Source organism: Erwinia sp. 1181_3, assembly GCF_052824965.1.
Window position 1 is genome coordinate 189,022 of the sequence record NZ_VTDE01000005.1, and the last position, 15,285, is coordinate 204,306.

A 15,285-nucleotide genomic window follows, 5' to 3' on the forward strand; every position below is an offset into this window, starting at 1 on the left:
GCAATACCTTTTGTTTCTGAAAATATAAATCCATTAATAATCAATATATTATAATTTTATTCGCGATTTTTCTTCACCTGGCACGCTTCTGGCAATAGTTACCCCGTCAACATGATAGTTACCCCGTCAACATGCTGGAATTGCACGGGTTACGAACCCCGCCAGCGCACCGGGAACGGATGACCGTTTTCCCGCAGGCGTTCTGCCAGCATGAAGACATTGAGCGAAGGGCACAGGGCCAGAACGGGTTCGACTCCCGATTTCGCACCTCTCTCCAAAGAGACTATTAGCAGTACCCAGGCTGTGCAGTCAGCAGCCCACCCGGAGCACCGGCAAACGCGTCGGGTCTGGGGCATCACCTCCGCGCCACCGCCAGTTTCGGGTGCCGCTCAGATGCTCCCCCTGACTTCACGCTGCTGCCCGTGCTCTGCGGTGCACCCTTAATGAAGGAGATAATATGTTTAACAACATCAAAATACGGAAAGGCCATATCGCGTTGCTGGTAAAGAACGACGAATACCAACAGATTCTGCCAGCCGGGGAGTATCGTTTCCGCGACTGGCGACGTCAGCTCAAGGTGGCCACCTTTGAGCTGAATCAACCGCTGGATAACACGCTGGCGGACTACCTGCAGCAGCACCATCCGCAGTGGGTGAGCGAGTTTTGCCAGACCGTCGCGGTGCCTGAAACCTGCGTCGGGCTGCACTATAAAAATGACCTGCTGGTAGAACTCCTGCCGCCGGGTACACGCCGCCTGTGGTGGCTGAACGGCAGCGAGCAGCGCGTCGATCTGCTGCCCACCGATGACGTGGCGATCCCGACCTCCATTGTTGCCAGCTTGATGCAACCCCAACTGCGCCAGCACGTGGTGGCCGGTCACGCCGGGGTACTGCTGGCGCTGGTGCCCGCCTGGCATGTGGGGATCCTGAAAGTGGATGGTATGGCGCAGGCGCTGCTGCCACCGGGTACTCGCGGCTACTGGCGATTTAATCATCAGGTTGAGGTCGACGTGGTGGATACCCGCGTGCAGGCGCTGGAAGTCAGCGGCCAGGAGATCCTGACGCGCGATAAAGTCAGCTTACGCATTAACCTTGCTGCCAACTGGCGTTACAGCGATGTGATGAGTGCCTGGGGGCAGCTGACCAAACCGCTGGAATACCTCTACCGTGAGTTACAGTTTGCGCTGCGGGAAGCGGTGGGAACACGCAGCCTGGATGAGCTGCTGGAAAACAAGCAGGTGATTGACGAACTGGTCAGTACGCAGATCCGCCAGAATGTCGCCGCCTGGGGGATGGAAGTGATATCCGTGGGTGTCAAAGACATCATCCTGCCGGGAGAGATGAAGACCATCCTCTCCCGACTGGTGGAAGCGGAAAAATCTGCGCAGGCTAACGTGATCCGTCGGCGTGAAGAGACCGCCGCCACGCGCTCGCTGCTAAACACCGCAAAAGTGATGGAGAACAACCCGGTGGCACTGCGTCTGAAAGAGCTGGAAACCCTGGAAAGGGTGGCAGAGCGCATCGATAAAATCTCCGTGTTCGGCGGCCTGGACCAGGTGCTGAACGGACTGGTACAGATCAAAGGAAACTGACAATGAGTATGCAACAACTGACCGCGCCGGGCGCGGCAATGATAAAAATGTGGACCGAGGGCGTCCCCGTCGATCCCAAAGCGCAGCAACAGCTGCTGAATACGGCACGGATGCCATTTATCTACCGCCATCTGGCCGTAATGCCGGATGTGCACGTCGGTAAAGGCTCGACCATCGGCAGCGTGATCCCAACCAAAGGGGCGATTATCCCGGCGGCGGTTGGCGTGGATATTGGCTGCGGGATGATGGCAGTGCGTACGTCGCTAATGGCCAGCGATCTGCCGGATAATCTGTTCGGCATCCGCAGTGCCATTGAACGTGCGGTGCCGCATGGTCGCAGCAGTGGACGTTCACGTAATGACCGGGGGGCATGGAATACGCCACCGCATGCCGTGGATATCCACTGGCAGGTACTGGACGCGGGCTTTAAACGCATCACCGATAAATACCCGGCGCTGCTGAAAACCAACCATTACCACCACCTTGGTACGCTGGGCACCGGGAACCACTTTATTGAGCTGTGCCTGGATGAAGCACAGCGGGTCTGGGTGATGCTGCACAGCGGTTCACGCGGCGTCGGCAATGCCATCGGTAACCTGTTTATCACCCTCGCCAGGGAAGATATGCAGCAGCACATCGCGAATCTGCCGGACCGCGATCTGGCTTACTTCAGCGAAGGAAGCCAGCACTTTGCCGACTACATTGAGGCGGTGGAATGGGCGCAGGAGTTTGCGCGTCACAACCGCCAGGTGATGATGCAGCAGACGCTGACGGCACTGGCCCTGGCACTGTCGACGCCGTTTATCGCCGAAGAGCAGGCGGTGAATTGCCACCACAATTATGTGCAGCGTGAACAGCACTTTGGTGAAGACATCCTGGTGACCCGTAAAGGCGCGGTGTCAGCTCGTAAAGGCGAGATGGGGATTATTCCCGGATCGATGGGAGCAAAAAGCTTTATCGTGCGCGGGCTGGGCAATGAAGAGAGTTTCTGTTCATGCAGCCACGGCGCCGGGCGGGTCATGAGCCGCACCGAAGCGAAAAACCGCTTCACGGTGGCCGACCAGCAGCGCGCCACCGCCCACGTTGAGTGCCGCAAAGACAGCAACGTCATCGATGAGATCCCGATGGCGTATAAAGATATCGATGCCGTGATGGCCGCACAGTCATCACTGGTAGAAATTGTGCATACGCTGCGTCAGGTCGTGTGTGTTAAAGGATAAGGAGCAACCTGATGAAAATGGAAGAAACGATCAGCCCGGCTATGCGTGAGCGGGTGTTGACAGCATTAGAAGCGATCGAAGCCCGCCACCACGTGCGCGTGCTGTATGCCTGCGAGTCCGGCAGCCGGGGCTGGGGATTTTCCTCCCCCGACAGTGATTACGATGTGCGCTTTATCTATGTGCATCAGCCCGAGTGGTATCTGCGCATCGAGCCACCGCGGGATGTTATCGAACTGCCGATCGACAGCGAGCTGGATGTCTGCGGCTGGGAGCTGCGTAAAACACTGGGGCTGCTGAAAGCCGCCAACCCGACGCTGATGGAGTGGCTGGATTCACCCGTCATCTATCGCCAGCACCCTGAAACAGTACAGGCGTTACGTGGGCTGGTGCCGGATTTCTTCAGCGATCTGCGGGCGCGCTATCACTATCTGGCCATGGCCAAGAAGAACTTTCGCGGGTATCTGCAGGACGAACAGGTGCGGCTGAAAAAGTACTTTTACGTGCTGCGCCCGCTGCTGGCCGTGCAGTGGATTGAGGCCGGAAAAGGCGTTCCGCCGATGCGTTTTGATCGACTGATGGCGGGTACGGTCAGTGACCCGCTGCTGCGTGCGGAGATCGAGGCATTGCTGGAGCGTAAACGCCAGGCGGGCGAAGCTGAACACGGCCCGCGCCGTGAACGCATCCATGCCTTTATTGAACAACAGCTGGCGCAGCAGGAACGCCCGCCGCTCTCCGATTGCGCCCGACGTGATGTCAGCGCACTAAACCATCTGCTGATGCAGACCGTGCTGACACCGTAATGCAAACAGGCACAGGGTTCGCTCTGTGCCCCCATCATGGTGCGACCTTTTATGGACGCCAGCTGTATTTACACAACACCCCACCACTGCTTATTATTTCACCGATGACAAGCATCAAGGACGACCTACCCAACACCGTTTTGGAAACGGGTATCATACAAGGAGCGTTTTATTATGGCCGCACTCCCCTTACCCTGCACGCTGTTCACCACGCAAAACCGCATGGACGATCACCATGCCAAAGATATGCAATGCGGTGACCTGACGGCGGAACAGTTAAAGACACGGTTTCGCCTTGCTCATGTCTCCGGGCGAGTAAACCCTTTCACGCTGACAAAATTCACCACGTCTAACCGACCGCCATCAATGTACAGTAGCTCACACGGCGCGAGTGAAAAAATAAGCCGTCAGGAATGTGCCCGCATTTTGTTTGACGAGTTCCGCGATTTATCCCGGACATTCTCTATTTACGGTCCTTACAGACATCTGATCGGTCAGATGATCACGCATATGCAGAACGGCAACGGTGCGGCATTTACCAGTATGCATTTGGATTCGGCATTGAAAGAGCAAGTATTGAATGATAACTCTAAAAACAGTACATACCTTATTTTAAAAGAAACCATTAGCTCAAAGATAGATTGGGAAAAGAAATATTACCCATCAGAACAGAAGGGCGAACTGCGAGACGCAATATCCAGAGTAAAGTTGCCAAAATTTGACAGGCTTCAGGATAATTTTAACGGCATGGGTATTACCGTCCACGACACATGGGCAACACACATCACACTAAAATCGTTGCAGATTGATAACGATCGCTATCGTGCGCGGGTACATTACAAAATTCAGGATCACTTTGGCCTGGACAATGATGATATATTAAACGTCAAATTCAAGTATTTCCCGTTTTTTCGCATCTGGTTCTTACTTCAACGCTACGATAAATTTTCATTTAAACCTTTTATGACCAATATGGAAGCCACTGTTGAGATTACCGGAGGTCGTAATGAGAGAAAAAAGTAAAAAAACGGTCCATGCACTACTCTTTTCTGGCTGTATTATTGCTGGTTACACTACCTGGCTATCGTTACGTCCAGTGGAAATTTTCGCAGTTCATAAAAAAAATAATTATAGTGACATTCTGGTAAAAACCTTTCCGCTCACAGAAAAAGGAAGAATAGATTGGTGGATGGAAAACAAATCAAAATTAAAAGAAGAATACAACATTCCAAAACCTGATGACGATGAATCATTCACTGTAATATTCTGGAATTTTGGTGAAGGGTACAAAGTAACAGATGGTAATGACCGGCTTTGCTTTGAGGATATGAAAACAAAAACAAACTGTATCGATAAAGATTCTCTGATGATGGTAAAATACAGTAAAAACACAGGGCTGTATTTTCGCATGGACAGTGGAATATATTATTTAAAAGACAACGGTGAAATGATAAAGAAAAAATACGAATAGATGAGATGCCAGCGCGCTAAATTGCCTGCTGACGTAGACCGTTCTTTTTACAAAACAGCCCGCGATCGTTTATTATTTCACCGACAAAGACCGTCATGGACAATATACCCAAAATTATTTGGAAACGGGTATCACACAAGGAGCGTTTTATTATGGCCGCACTACCCTTACCCTGCAAGCTGTTCACCACGCAAAACCGCATGGACGATCACCATGCCAAAGATATGCAATGCGGTGACCTGACGGCGGAACAGTTAAAGACACGGTTTCGCCTTGCTCATGTCTCCGGGCGAGTAAACCCTTTCACGCTGACAAAATTCACCACGTCTAACCGACCACCATCAATGTACAGTAGCTCACACGGCGCGAGTGAAAAAATAAGCCGTCAGGAGTGTGCCCGCATTTTGTTTGACGAGTTCCGCGATTTATCCCGGATATTCTCTATTTACGGCCCTTACAGACATGTCATCGCTCAGATGATCACGCATATGCAGAACGGAAACGGTGCGGCATTTACCAGTATGCATTTGGATTCGGCGTTGAAAGAGCAAATTTTGAATGATAATTCTCCGGAAAACAGTACACGTTTAATCTTGAAAAAAGCATTTAGTGTAAATATAGATTGGAAAAATAAATGTTATCCAGTCAATAAAAAGGAAAAAATGATCAAATCTATCCTTGATGGAAAACTACCTAAATTTGACAGATTTCAGGATAACTTCAACGGTATGGGGATTACCGTCCACGATACATGGGCAACGCATATCACACTAAAATTGTTGCAGATTGATTACGATCGCTATCGTGCTGTAGTGCATTACAAAGTGCAGGATCACTTTGGTCTCGATAACGCTGATATTTTAAACACTAAATTCAAAGATTTTATTTTTTTCCGTATATGGTTCGTTCTTCAGCGCTACGATAAATTCGGATTTAAACCTTTTATGACCAATATGGAAGCAAACATTGAAATTACTGGAAACCGTAATGAAAGTAAAAAATAAGAAAGCATTCTATGCTTCCTCCTGTGTTTGTGCGGTTCTCCTCTGTCTCTGCACTTGGTTGTCCCTTCGTCCAGTAGAGATAGTCGCCATTCATAATGATGGTGAGTTCAGCTCAGTTTTGGTTAAAAACTTCCCATTAACTAATAGTGGAAAAATAAACTGGTGGTTGAAACACAAAGAAGCACTGGATTCGAAATATAAAATACCCAATCCAGATAGTGATGGCAGTTTTACTATTGTTTTCTGGTTATTTGGTGATGGATATAAAGAGCAAGGTAAGTACGACCGACGATGCTTTATTGATATGAAAACTAAAGAAAACTGCATTGATAAAAACCGGGTTTTTTCCGTTGAGACGGGTAGAAATAATGACATATTATTCACTGTGCGCGATGGAATATATCGCATGAATAAAAAGGGTGAGATTGTGAAGTATGAATATTAAAAAGAAAACACCCGTAAAATAGCTACCTGCTGATGTAGTCAGCGCTACCCCAAGCCATCCCAGGCACAGGGCTTGCTCTGTGCCTTCCCTATCACAATCATAGACGCAATCTTTGGGGGTTTTCCCCTTGTGGCGTTACACTCTACGCCAGCTGATTTAACTCACTCAGAGTCTGTCCCACCAGGCGTTATTGTTACAGCCAATTTGGACACGGAAAGCGCGGAGGAACCGGAGCGTACACGGAGTACGTGAGGATTCTGAGCACTGCCCGGGTTCAAAATGGCAAATAAAATAGCCTGGTGGGACAGACTCTCACTTAACCGGAAGACTCGATGACCAGACATTATGACTACCTTGCCATCGGCGGCGGCAGCGGCGGTATCGCCTCCATCAACCGTGCGGCCATGTATGGCCAGAAATGCGCGATAATCGAAGCGAAAGATCTCGGCGGCACCTGCGTGAACGTTGGCTGCGTACCGAAGAAAGTGATGTGGCATGCGGCACAGATCGCCGAAGCTATCCATAACTACGGCCCGGACTACGGCTTCGATACCACCGTTAACCAGTTCAACTGGGACGTTCTGCTGAAAAATCGCAGCGCTTATATCGACCGTATTCACACCTCTTACGACAACGTGCTGGGCAAGAATAACGTTGACGTGATCAAAGGTTATGCCCGTTTCGTTGATGCGCACACAGTGGAAGTCAACGGCGAGAAGATCACTGCTGATCATATTCTGATCGCCACCGGCGGCCGCCCAAGCCAGCCAACCATCCCGGGCGCAGAATACGGCATTAACTCCGATGGCTTCTTTGAGCTTCAGGCCCTGCCGAAACGCACTGCAGTTGTCGGTGCAGGCTATATCGCCGTCGAAATTGCTGGTGTGCTGAACGCGCTGGGTTCTGAAACCCATCTGTATGTGCGTAAACATGCGCCGCTGCGTAGCTTCGATCCGCTGATCGTCGACACGCTGGTGGAAGTGATGAACACCGAAGGCCCGACGCTGCACACCGAGTCGGTTCCTAAAGCGGTAGTGAAAAACGCCGACGGTAGCCTGACCTTACAGCTGGAAAACGGCAAAGAGCAGACCGTTGACTGCCTGGTGTGGGCGATTGGTCGTGAGCCAATGACCGACAACCTGAACCTTGAAGTGACCGGCGTGAAGCTGAACGAAAAAGGGTACATCAGCGTTGATAAGTACCAGAACACCAACGTGAAAGGCATCTTCGCCGTCGGTGATAACACCGGCGCGGTCGAGCTGACGCCGGTCGCGGTTGCCGCAGGTCGTCGCCTGTCCGAGCGCCTGTTTAACAACAAGCCGGACGAGCATCTGGACTACAGCAATGTGCCAACCGTGGTGTTCAGCCACCCGCCAATCGGCACAGTCGGCCTGAGCGAGCCAGAAGCACGCGAGAAGTTTGGTGATGACCAGGTGAAAGTGTACAAATCTTCATTCACCGCCATGTACACCGCCGTGACCCAGCATCGCCAGCCGTGCCGCATGAAGCTGGTGTGCGTGGGCGCCGATGAGAAAATCGTCGGTATTCATGGCATCGGTTATGGTATGGACGAGATGCTGCAGGGCTTTGCCGTGGCGTTGAAAATGGGCGCGACCAAGAAAGACTTCGACAACACCGTGGCGATTCACCCGACGGGTTCGGAAGAGTTTGTGACGATGCGTTAACGGCGCAGTGCAACATTCACACTGTACTCAGACCAGAAGCCTCCAGTGGAGGCTTTTTTTTCTGCTTTCGCCTGCCGAAATCAACAGCCACGTTTGTGAATATCTATTTTACACTGGACCTAACAGAACGGCCCCCACCTGCTCAACCGTCTGATTTTGCGCTATTACTGAACACATTTCTGGAAAAAAAATTCCTGAAAAGATAAGATGTCTTTAAGATTACTCTTGTTTTAGGATGGAGTCTCAAGTGGGTCCAGTTATTACCAATCCCTGGCGGACGTTAGGATTGCAAGCCACCGCAACACGCAGAGAATTAACTAAACGTGTTGATGATTTAAAAACGCGCATTGAATTTGGTAAATCCAACCAATATCCTCTGGATTTTCCCGGCCTGTTTCCGTTAACCAGAACCGTTGAAACGGTCGATGACGCGGCTAAACAGCTCGATAACGACGAGCGTAAATTACTTCATGCCTTTTTCTGGTTTATCAAAGATGACAGCGTTGATGAATTAGCCTTGGAGTGTCTGGAAAATCACAGTTTTGAAAAAGCCTGTGAAATCTGGAGAAAGCAGATACTGAAAAGCGATGTGCCGCATTTTTCATGGCTGATTAATTATTCAACTATTCTTTTTTTACAATGCTACCAGAGCAATGAATTTGAAAAAAATGTGCATGGCGCGTTACAAATTCTGGGAAGCGTGGTCACACATAAACTGGATGAGCTGGCTGATAAAATATTCCAGAGCACCGTTGTTAATATCGACAAGAACACCATTGGTCGAAAGTTAGCCGATATTATCCTTGAATTTATTCATGCTGAATCCGCCACTAGAAAAAAAGAAAACACCTCCGACCTTCAGTCCTTGTTTGCAACCTTCCCGGAGGATACAAAGCAATATCTGCTGAACCGCATGACGGCTCCACATATCAAAATCCTTGAAGAAGCGATTGCCTGGAGCCGCAAGCAGCGTCAAGACAAAGAGAGTGACGACATAGCCGAATGCAATGCGTTACTGCACTATCAAGGCAGCGTTGATGCTCTGTTTCCTTATCGTACTAACTATCGCGTTAAAAGCGTCCTCAATGACTACGCCTGCGAGGTTCTGGACTGTTCGATCTACGCTAACAATGAGCTGGATGATACGGAACTGGCAATTGAGCTGAACAATAAAGCTTTACTACTACCATCATGGGATGAAACCGCAGACAGGATCGCTGAAAACGAACAGTTGCTGGCCGAAATCCAGGCGGATAAGCAAGCACATAAACAGTTTGCCAGCACCATACAGTATTCAGAGACGCCGATTAAATCGCTCGCACATGCAAAAATCATCATCAATGTGCTAAACAGCGAACTGGATAAATGTGATACTGAAAACAGTTCACATCAGATGATTTCATCGATTTGTGCCAATAACGTACTTAATTATTTGGTCGATCAGTTTAACCAGGAACTGGCACTGTTCGAAAAAGCGGCTAATGGTGATATTTCCCGGTTAAATAAGCTTATTGATTTAACGTCCCAGACCATCACCTTAACCCAAATGTTGCGTAAATTTAAGGTGGATGAACACACCAGGAACCGCCTGAATACAAACCTGGAGTCGGTCAACAATATTTATCAGCAGCTAAATGAAATTAACACAGCGGTAAAAACGGCGCAGGAAAATAAGAAAAAAGACAAAATTCGCAGTCTGATCGGCTGGGGTATTCTTTTATTTATTCTTTTCGCCATATTTTCATAATACAAGGTCACGATATTATAATGAGAATAAAATGTATTCTTATCGCCACATTACTCAGTGCAGCTTCAGTGGCACAGGCAGCGGACAATACCCTGCCGGAAGAGGCGCTGGCACAGCAACAGTCCCAGTTAAATCAGCTTAAAAAGCAGGTTCGTACTTCGCGTGCAGAAATCAATCGCCTGAATACGCAGCTTAAGCGGCAGCAGCAGGAGAATAATCAGCGCGTGAAGCAGCTGGATGCCACGCTGGAAAGCCGTGCACAACAGCAGGACGCCAGCGCGCAGCAGCAAAACCGCACGTTGAGCGACATCGATAAAAAACTGGAGAATGTCGCCACTGCACAGCAGCAGTCAAACCGTGATACCACCTCAACGCTGGACGCGCTGGAAAACCGTCATCAACAGTTAGCCCGCGAAGTCAGCCAGCGCAGCCTCACCCTGACGCTGGTGTTGGGGGCATTTATTCTGATAGCCCTCAGCGGCTATCTGCTGCTGCGCAGAAGAGTGAAATCGGTAGCGCACGGGGCGTCAGCCGGGCTGCAACAGGCACTTGATCGCGTTGGCCAGTCCGAGCAACAGATGGTCAAAGCCGACCACCAGCTGGCCGAGAGCCTGACGGAAGTAGTCAGCCGTATGACGTTACTAGCCAGCGCGGAGAGCAGCAAGGCTGCCGCCGCAGAACAGCCTGACCATACGCTGCCGCTGAAAGTGGCGGATGAAATTTTCCGTATGCGTAAACGTCTGGCCGCGTTGCCAACGGAAACCAAGGGGTTAACTCCGCTGAAAAAATCACTTGAGCGGCTGGAAAATCAGCTGAGTGAGCAGGGCTACGAGATTATTGATTATACCGGGATGGATTTCGATGAAGGCATGACCATCAATGCCAGAGTCATTCCCTCAGACGATCTGGAGCCCGGAAAGAGTGTGATCACCAAGGTGGTGGCACCACAGATTAATCACAACGGCTTAATTAACCGCATCGCCGACGTCGAAGTCAGCGTGGGATAAAGGACATTTTATGCGTCAGAAAATTGATTATGGTATTGATCTGGGCACCACCAACTCGGCGATTGCCCGCATGGATTCCGGCGAGCCGGTGATTATAAAATCCGATGAAACCCAGATGGACACTACGCCATCCTGTGTTGCCTATAATAAGAAAAAATCCGTTTACATGGGTGGCAAAGCGAAAAATATCATTCAAAACGAAGCGGTAACCGCACTAAAAAATCGAAAAACGACACCACCTAATGGTTACCAGGAATTTAAAAGAACCATGGGCACCGATCATCAGTATCGCTCCACGAATATGGAGCACGCTTACAGCTCGGAAGATCTCTCCGCTGAAATTTTACAAAAACTAAAAAGCTACAGCAGCGATGAGGCGATTAATGCGGCAGTGATTACCGTACCGGCAATGTTTAAGCAGAGTCAGCTTGATGCCACCCAGCGCGCAGCGGAACTCGCTGGCTTGGGCTACTGCGAACTGCTGCAAGAACCGATTGCTGCGTCGATTGCCTACGGGATTAAAACCGCGCAGGCCAGCGGTTACTGGCTGGTGTTTGACTTCGGCGGCGGTACCTTTGATGCGGCGCTAATGCATGTTGAAGAAGGCATTATGAAGGTGGTGGATACCGAAGGGGACAACCACCTGGGCGGAAAAGACCTTGATAATGCCCTGATCGACCAGTTGATTATTCCTCAGCTTCAACAGCAGTGTGCGCTGGACGATTTTCTCGACAATCAGGAATATGTTGCACTGTTACAGGCAGCGGTAAAACGCCACGCAGAAGAAGCGAAAATCGCCCTTTCCTCAAAAAGTGACTGGAATGAGTTACTTGAAGACTTGGGAAACGATGACGACGGTGAAGAAATTCAGGCTGAAGTCAGCATCTCTCTGGCGCAGTATGAAGCCGCCTGCGAACCCATTTTCCAGCAGGCCATAGATATTGTTAAAAACGTGCTGGCACGCAAAGGCCTTTCCGGGCGCGATCTGCAAAGTGTGATTCTGGTGGGCGGCCCGACCTTTTCACAGACCCTGCGCCGGATGTTGAAAGAACAAATCGGCGGTAATATCGACAGCAGTATTGACCCGATGACCGCCGTAGCAAAAGGCGCCGCCCTGTTTGCCGCCACCCGCGATATTCCGCTGGTGTTACAGAAACGCGATAGCACCAAAGCACAGTTAAGCCTGAAATACAGCGACACCACCGTGGAGCCGTACGTTAATCTGGGCATCCGTATTGATCGTAACCAGTCGAGCGCCAGCCTACCGCAGACCTTTGCGCTGGAGATTATTCGTGGTGACAGCGCCTGGTCATCGGGCAAAGTGATGATTGAAGACGATGCAGAACTGCTCGAACTGTTGCTGAATGAAGGCAAGGCCAATCAGTTTACCCTGAAACTTAGCGCGCCAGATGGCACCCCGATCCCCTGTGAACCGTCATCCATTACCATTATCAATGGGCTGAAAATCGCCAGCGCGACCCTGCCTTACGCGATTGGCCTGGAACTGTATTACACTGACAGCGCCTCCGAAGGCGTGCTCCCTATCAAGGGGCTGGAGAAAAACACCTCCCTGCCAGCGAAAGGCACCGCTAGATTAAAAACCATGAAAAACATCCGCCCCGGCAACCGCCAGGACCGGATTGTGATACCGATTTTTGAGGTATCCAGCGGGTTTGAGAAGGAAGTCAGCCGCGCTATCCTCAATAACTTCCACAGCAAAGTGATCATTACCGGTGACGACTTTCCTTCGCTGTTACCGGAGGGCAGCGAGGTGGAACTGACACTGCACATTGACGCCTCACGCCGCACTCTGGTGTCGGTCTATATTCCTGCGTTTGATGAAAGTTTCGACTTCACCATCGAATCCCGCATTGAGCCGGAAATTGACAGCGAAGAGCTGCACAAACAGCTGCGCGAAGCCAGCCAGTCGGCGCGCACCTTAGCCAGCGAAGGCATTGCCGATGCCGAGGCGCAGCTCACCATTCTCGAAAAAGCGCAGCAACAGCTGGAACACCGTGGCCAGGAGCGTGACACTAAAGAGCAGATTCAGCAGCAGGTCAAAACCGCCTTTTTAACGCTGGACAAGTTTAATAAGCAGGATGCCTGGCCGCAGGCGCAGGCAGGGCTGGAAGAGGCACTAGAGGAATTGCTTGAACTGCAACAGCAGACCGGGTCACGCGAAGAAAGTGAGCAGATTGCCCGCCATCAGCAGGATGCCCGCACCATCATCAACGGCCAGGATGTTAACTCTGCCAAAAAGCTGACAAAGGCAATCGAGGACACGGCCTTCCAGCTAAAAATGAAAGATATCCGCTTCTGGGTGGGCTTTATCTACTACCTGGATGAGGACTTTGACAGGATCTCATGGCTGGATAAAGCAACAGCCCGCCAGGGTGTACAGCAGTTGAAACAGCTGTTAGAGATGAACCCGGATATTGATCGTTTGCGCCCGGCGGTACAGGCGGTACTGCAGCTGATGCAGAACAGCAGCTATGCCGATCTGGGTAATAAAATTAATACCAACCTGCTGCGTACTTAGGTGCCATTGAATGAAACAGGGTACATTCCGCAAAAATACGTTAATTGACGGCCAGTTTCAGGTGCTGGCCTATCTGGGTGCCAGCGATTTCTGCGAGCTGTACCGTGTGGAAGATCGACAGCAAAAGGTGAAGTTTCTTAAGCTGATCTCCGCAGAGCAGGCAGAAGTGGTCGATCTGCCTGCTCTGACGGCATCACTACGCTGGGCCAGTGCACTCAAAGGGGACAACATCATTCAATGTTATCCACTACAGCAGAGTGTGGCCCGGAACGGTATGCATTACTTCACGATGGATTTTGTCTCGGGAGAGCGCTTATCCATCCTGCTTTCCCGCGAGATAAAATTAGAGGCTTATGAAAGCTACCAGTTTACGCTGGACCTGCTGGATGCCCTGATATCAATAGGTGACCAACTGCCTGAAACGGGCGCCATTACGGTAACGCCGAACCATATTTTTATCGACTATACGGCCGATTTACGACGCGCACTCTGGCTACCTGTGCGGGTCAGTGAACATCTGAAAAGCACCGATACCGCATCGGCAACGCCCATCGACCTAGCCTGCCTTGCGCCAGAAGATCTGCTGGGACGGAGCACACACAACAGCCCGCTGTTCTCGATTATCTGCGTGCTTTATCGTTGCCTGACTGGCCACCATGCCTGGGAGTACCCGATAGACTGGCAGCAGATGCCGACCGATGACATCAGGCAGACTATCGCCCTGACCCGCTGTGCCCGATTACCGAGAATCCTGCCAAATGCGTCGGTGCATTTGGCAGCGATCGTTCAGCGTGCGCTGAATCTGGAACCGGACCAGCGATATGCCAACGCAGAGGCCCTAAAACGGGACATCATTCGCCTGCGCGATGAGATGTTCGCCTTTCCCACAGTAGCCATTTCCTCACCGGTGGAACTGTTAAACCCACCGTCAGTGGTACCGTCCGGCCCCGCTGCATCGCAGGGGTTTTCCGCCATCGCCGGTATGGATGCATTAAAGTCACTGCTTTATAAAGATATTATCGCTCCGTTAAACGATAAGGCGTTATACCAAACCTACGGCATTCAACCACTCAATGGACTGCTATTTTACGGCCCACCGGGATGTGGAAAAACCTATATCGCGCAGAAACTCGCTGAGGAGTTAGGCTTTTTCTACCTTGAGATAAAACCGTCCGACCTCGCCAGCACCTATATTCACGGCACGCAGGAAAAAATCGGCAACCTGTTCCGTCGGGCCAAAGCCAATGCGCCCACGCTGATTTTTATTGATGAAGTGGATGCAGTGCTACCTGACAGAGAGTCAGATCAGGGCAATCATGGCTACGCCGCTGAGGTCAATGAGTTCCTCGCTCAAATGACGAATTGCAATGAGAGAGGCATCTTTATTGTCGCCGCCACAAACCGCCCGGAAATGATTGATCCGGCCATATTGCGCACCGGAAGGCTGGATAAATTAATCCATATCGGCCTGCCTGATTTTGCCGCGCGCAAGTCTCTGTTTACGCTGTTACTGAAAAATCGCCCGACTCAATCGATTGATATCACAAGTCTTGCCCTGCTGACGGAAGGCTATGTCACCAGCGATCTGAGCTTTATGGTTAACGAAGCCGCCAAGCTGGCGCTGGAAAAACGTGAACCCATTACCGACCGGCATTTTTCCACCGTACGTGCGGGCTTTCGCCCTTCAGTCTCAGAAGATCAGATTAACCGTTATGCGAGCTTCCAGTCGCGGCAGGTCGGGGATTGATACTTGCCAGACCAGTGATACGTGAACAA

12 protein-coding genes are annotated in these 15,285 nt (G+C 50.7%); all 12 read left to right on the top strand.

The annotated features are described in order from the left end of the window. The first annotated feature begins 457 nt into the window (after positions 1-457). The gene (locus FY046_RS15345) at positions 458-1,591 is read left to right on the top strand and encodes a slipin family protein (protein ID WP_133844380.1); all 1,134 of its coding nucleotides are present in this window, start codon (positions 458-460) and stop codon (positions 1,589-1,591) included. A gap of 2 nt (positions 1,592-1,593) precedes the next feature. Next, a complete protein-coding gene (locus tag FY046_RS15350) occupies positions 1,594-2,811 on the top strand; it encodes an RtcB family protein (protein ID WP_133844382.1) in 1,218 nt (405 codons plus the stop codon). A gap of 17 nt (positions 2,812-2,828) precedes the next feature. Beyond that, positions 2,829-3,611 carry a nucleotidyltransferase domain-containing protein gene (locus FY046_RS15355; RefSeq protein ID WP_167864281.1) on the top strand — a complete coding sequence of 261 codons (783 nt, stop codon included), beginning with the start codon at positions 2,829-2,831 and terminating at the stop codon, positions 3,609-3,611. Positions 3,612-3,785: 174 nt separating this feature from the next. After that, complete coding sequence (locus FY046_RS15360; protein ID WP_159337759.1) at positions 3,786-4,634, top strand: YPO3983 family protein; 849 nt, start codon at positions 3,786-3,788, stop codon at positions 4,632-4,634. Then, positions 4,618-5,082, top strand: a complete 465-nt coding sequence (locus FY046_RS15365; RefSeq protein WP_167864227.1) for a DUF943 family protein — start codon at positions 4,618-4,620, stop codon at positions 5,080-5,082. Before FY046_RS15360 ends, FY046_RS15365 begins: the two co-directional genes overlap by 17 nt. Positions 5,083-5,234: 152 nt before the next feature. Then, positions 5,235-6,086: a YPO3983 family protein gene (locus FY046_RS15370; RefSeq protein ID WP_446186240.1), complete on the top strand. Its 852-nt coding sequence runs from the start codon at positions 5,235-5,237 to the stop codon at positions 6,084-6,086. Continuing rightward, positions 6,070-6,531, top strand: a complete 462-nt coding sequence (locus FY046_RS15375) for a DUF943 family protein (protein WP_446186241.1) — start codon at positions 6,070-6,072, stop codon at positions 6,529-6,531. The genes FY046_RS15370 and FY046_RS15375 overlap by 17 nt, the downstream gene beginning before the upstream one ends. 332 nt (positions 6,532-6,863) lie before the next feature. Then, entirely contained in the window at positions 6,864-8,216 is a 1,353-nt protein-coding gene (gene gorA / locus FY046_RS15380) for a glutathione-disulfide reductase (RefSeq protein WP_133844393.1), read from the top strand. Positions 8,217-8,463: 247 nt separating this feature from the next. Then, complete coding sequence (locus tag FY046_RS15385; RefSeq protein WP_446186242.1) at positions 8,464-9,963, top strand: hypothetical protein; 1,500 nt, start codon at positions 8,464-8,466, stop codon at positions 9,961-9,963. Between the two features lie 20 nt (positions 9,964-9,983). After that, positions 9,984-10,970 (top strand): hypothetical protein, encoded by a 987-nt coding sequence (locus tag FY046_RS15390; protein WP_446186243.1) that lies wholly within the window; start codon positions 9,984-9,986, stop codon positions 10,968-10,970. 10 nt (positions 10,971-10,980) lie between these two features. Beyond that, on the top strand, positions 10,981-13,509 hold the full coding sequence (locus tag FY046_RS15395) for an Hsp70 family protein (RefSeq protein ID WP_446186244.1): 2,529 nt from the start codon (positions 10,981-10,983) through the stop codon (positions 13,507-13,509). 10 nt (positions 13,510-13,519) lie between these two features. Next, positions 13,520-15,256: an AAA family ATPase gene (locus FY046_RS15400; RefSeq protein WP_446186245.1), complete on the top strand. Its 1,737-nt coding sequence runs from the start codon at positions 13,520-13,522 to the stop codon at positions 15,254-15,256. The last annotated feature ends 29 nt before the right edge of the window (positions 15,257-15,285 follow it).

What these genes read in the sequence shown, in the direction of transcription:
- FY046_RS15365 (WP_167864227.1), top strand. Translation starts at nt 4,618, where the DNA reads ATGAGAGAAAAAAGTAAAAAAACGGTCCATGCACTACTCTTTTCTGGC.
- FY046_RS15400 (WP_446186245.1), top strand. Translation starts at nt 13,520, where the DNA reads ATGAAACAGGGTACATTCCGCAAAAATACGTTAATTGACGGCCAGTTT.
- FY046_RS15375 (WP_446186241.1), top strand. Translation starts at nt 6,070, where the DNA reads ATGAAAGTAAAAAATAAGAAAGCATTCTATGCTTCCTCCTGTGTTTGT.
- FY046_RS15390 (WP_446186243.1), top strand. Translation starts at nt 9,984, where the DNA reads ATGAGAATAAAATGTATTCTTATCGCCACATTACTCAGTGCAGCTTCA.
- FY046_RS15355 (WP_167864281.1), top strand. Translation starts at nt 2,829, where the DNA reads ATGGAAGAAACGATCAGCCCGGCTATGCGTGAGCGGGTGTTGACAGCA.
- FY046_RS15370 (WP_446186240.1), top strand. Translation starts at nt 5,235, where the DNA reads ATGGCCGCACTACCCTTACCCTGCAAGCTGTTCACCACGCAAAACCGC.
- FY046_RS15350 (WP_133844382.1), top strand. Translation starts at nt 1,594, where the DNA reads ATGAGTATGCAACAACTGACCGCGCCGGGCGCGGCAATGATAAAAATG.
- FY046_RS15360 (WP_159337759.1), top strand. Translation starts at nt 3,786, where the DNA reads ATGGCCGCACTCCCCTTACCCTGCACGCTGTTCACCACGCAAAACCGC.
- FY046_RS15395 (WP_446186244.1), top strand. Translation starts at nt 10,981, where the DNA reads ATGCGTCAGAAAATTGATTATGGTATTGATCTGGGCACCACCAACTCG.
- gorA (WP_133844393.1), top strand. Translation starts at nt 6,864, where the DNA reads ATGACCAGACATTATGACTACCTTGCCATCGGCGGCGGCAGCGGCGGT.
- FY046_RS15345 (WP_133844380.1), top strand. Translation starts at nt 458, where the DNA reads ATGTTTAACAACATCAAAATACGGAAAGGCCATATCGCGTTGCTGGTA.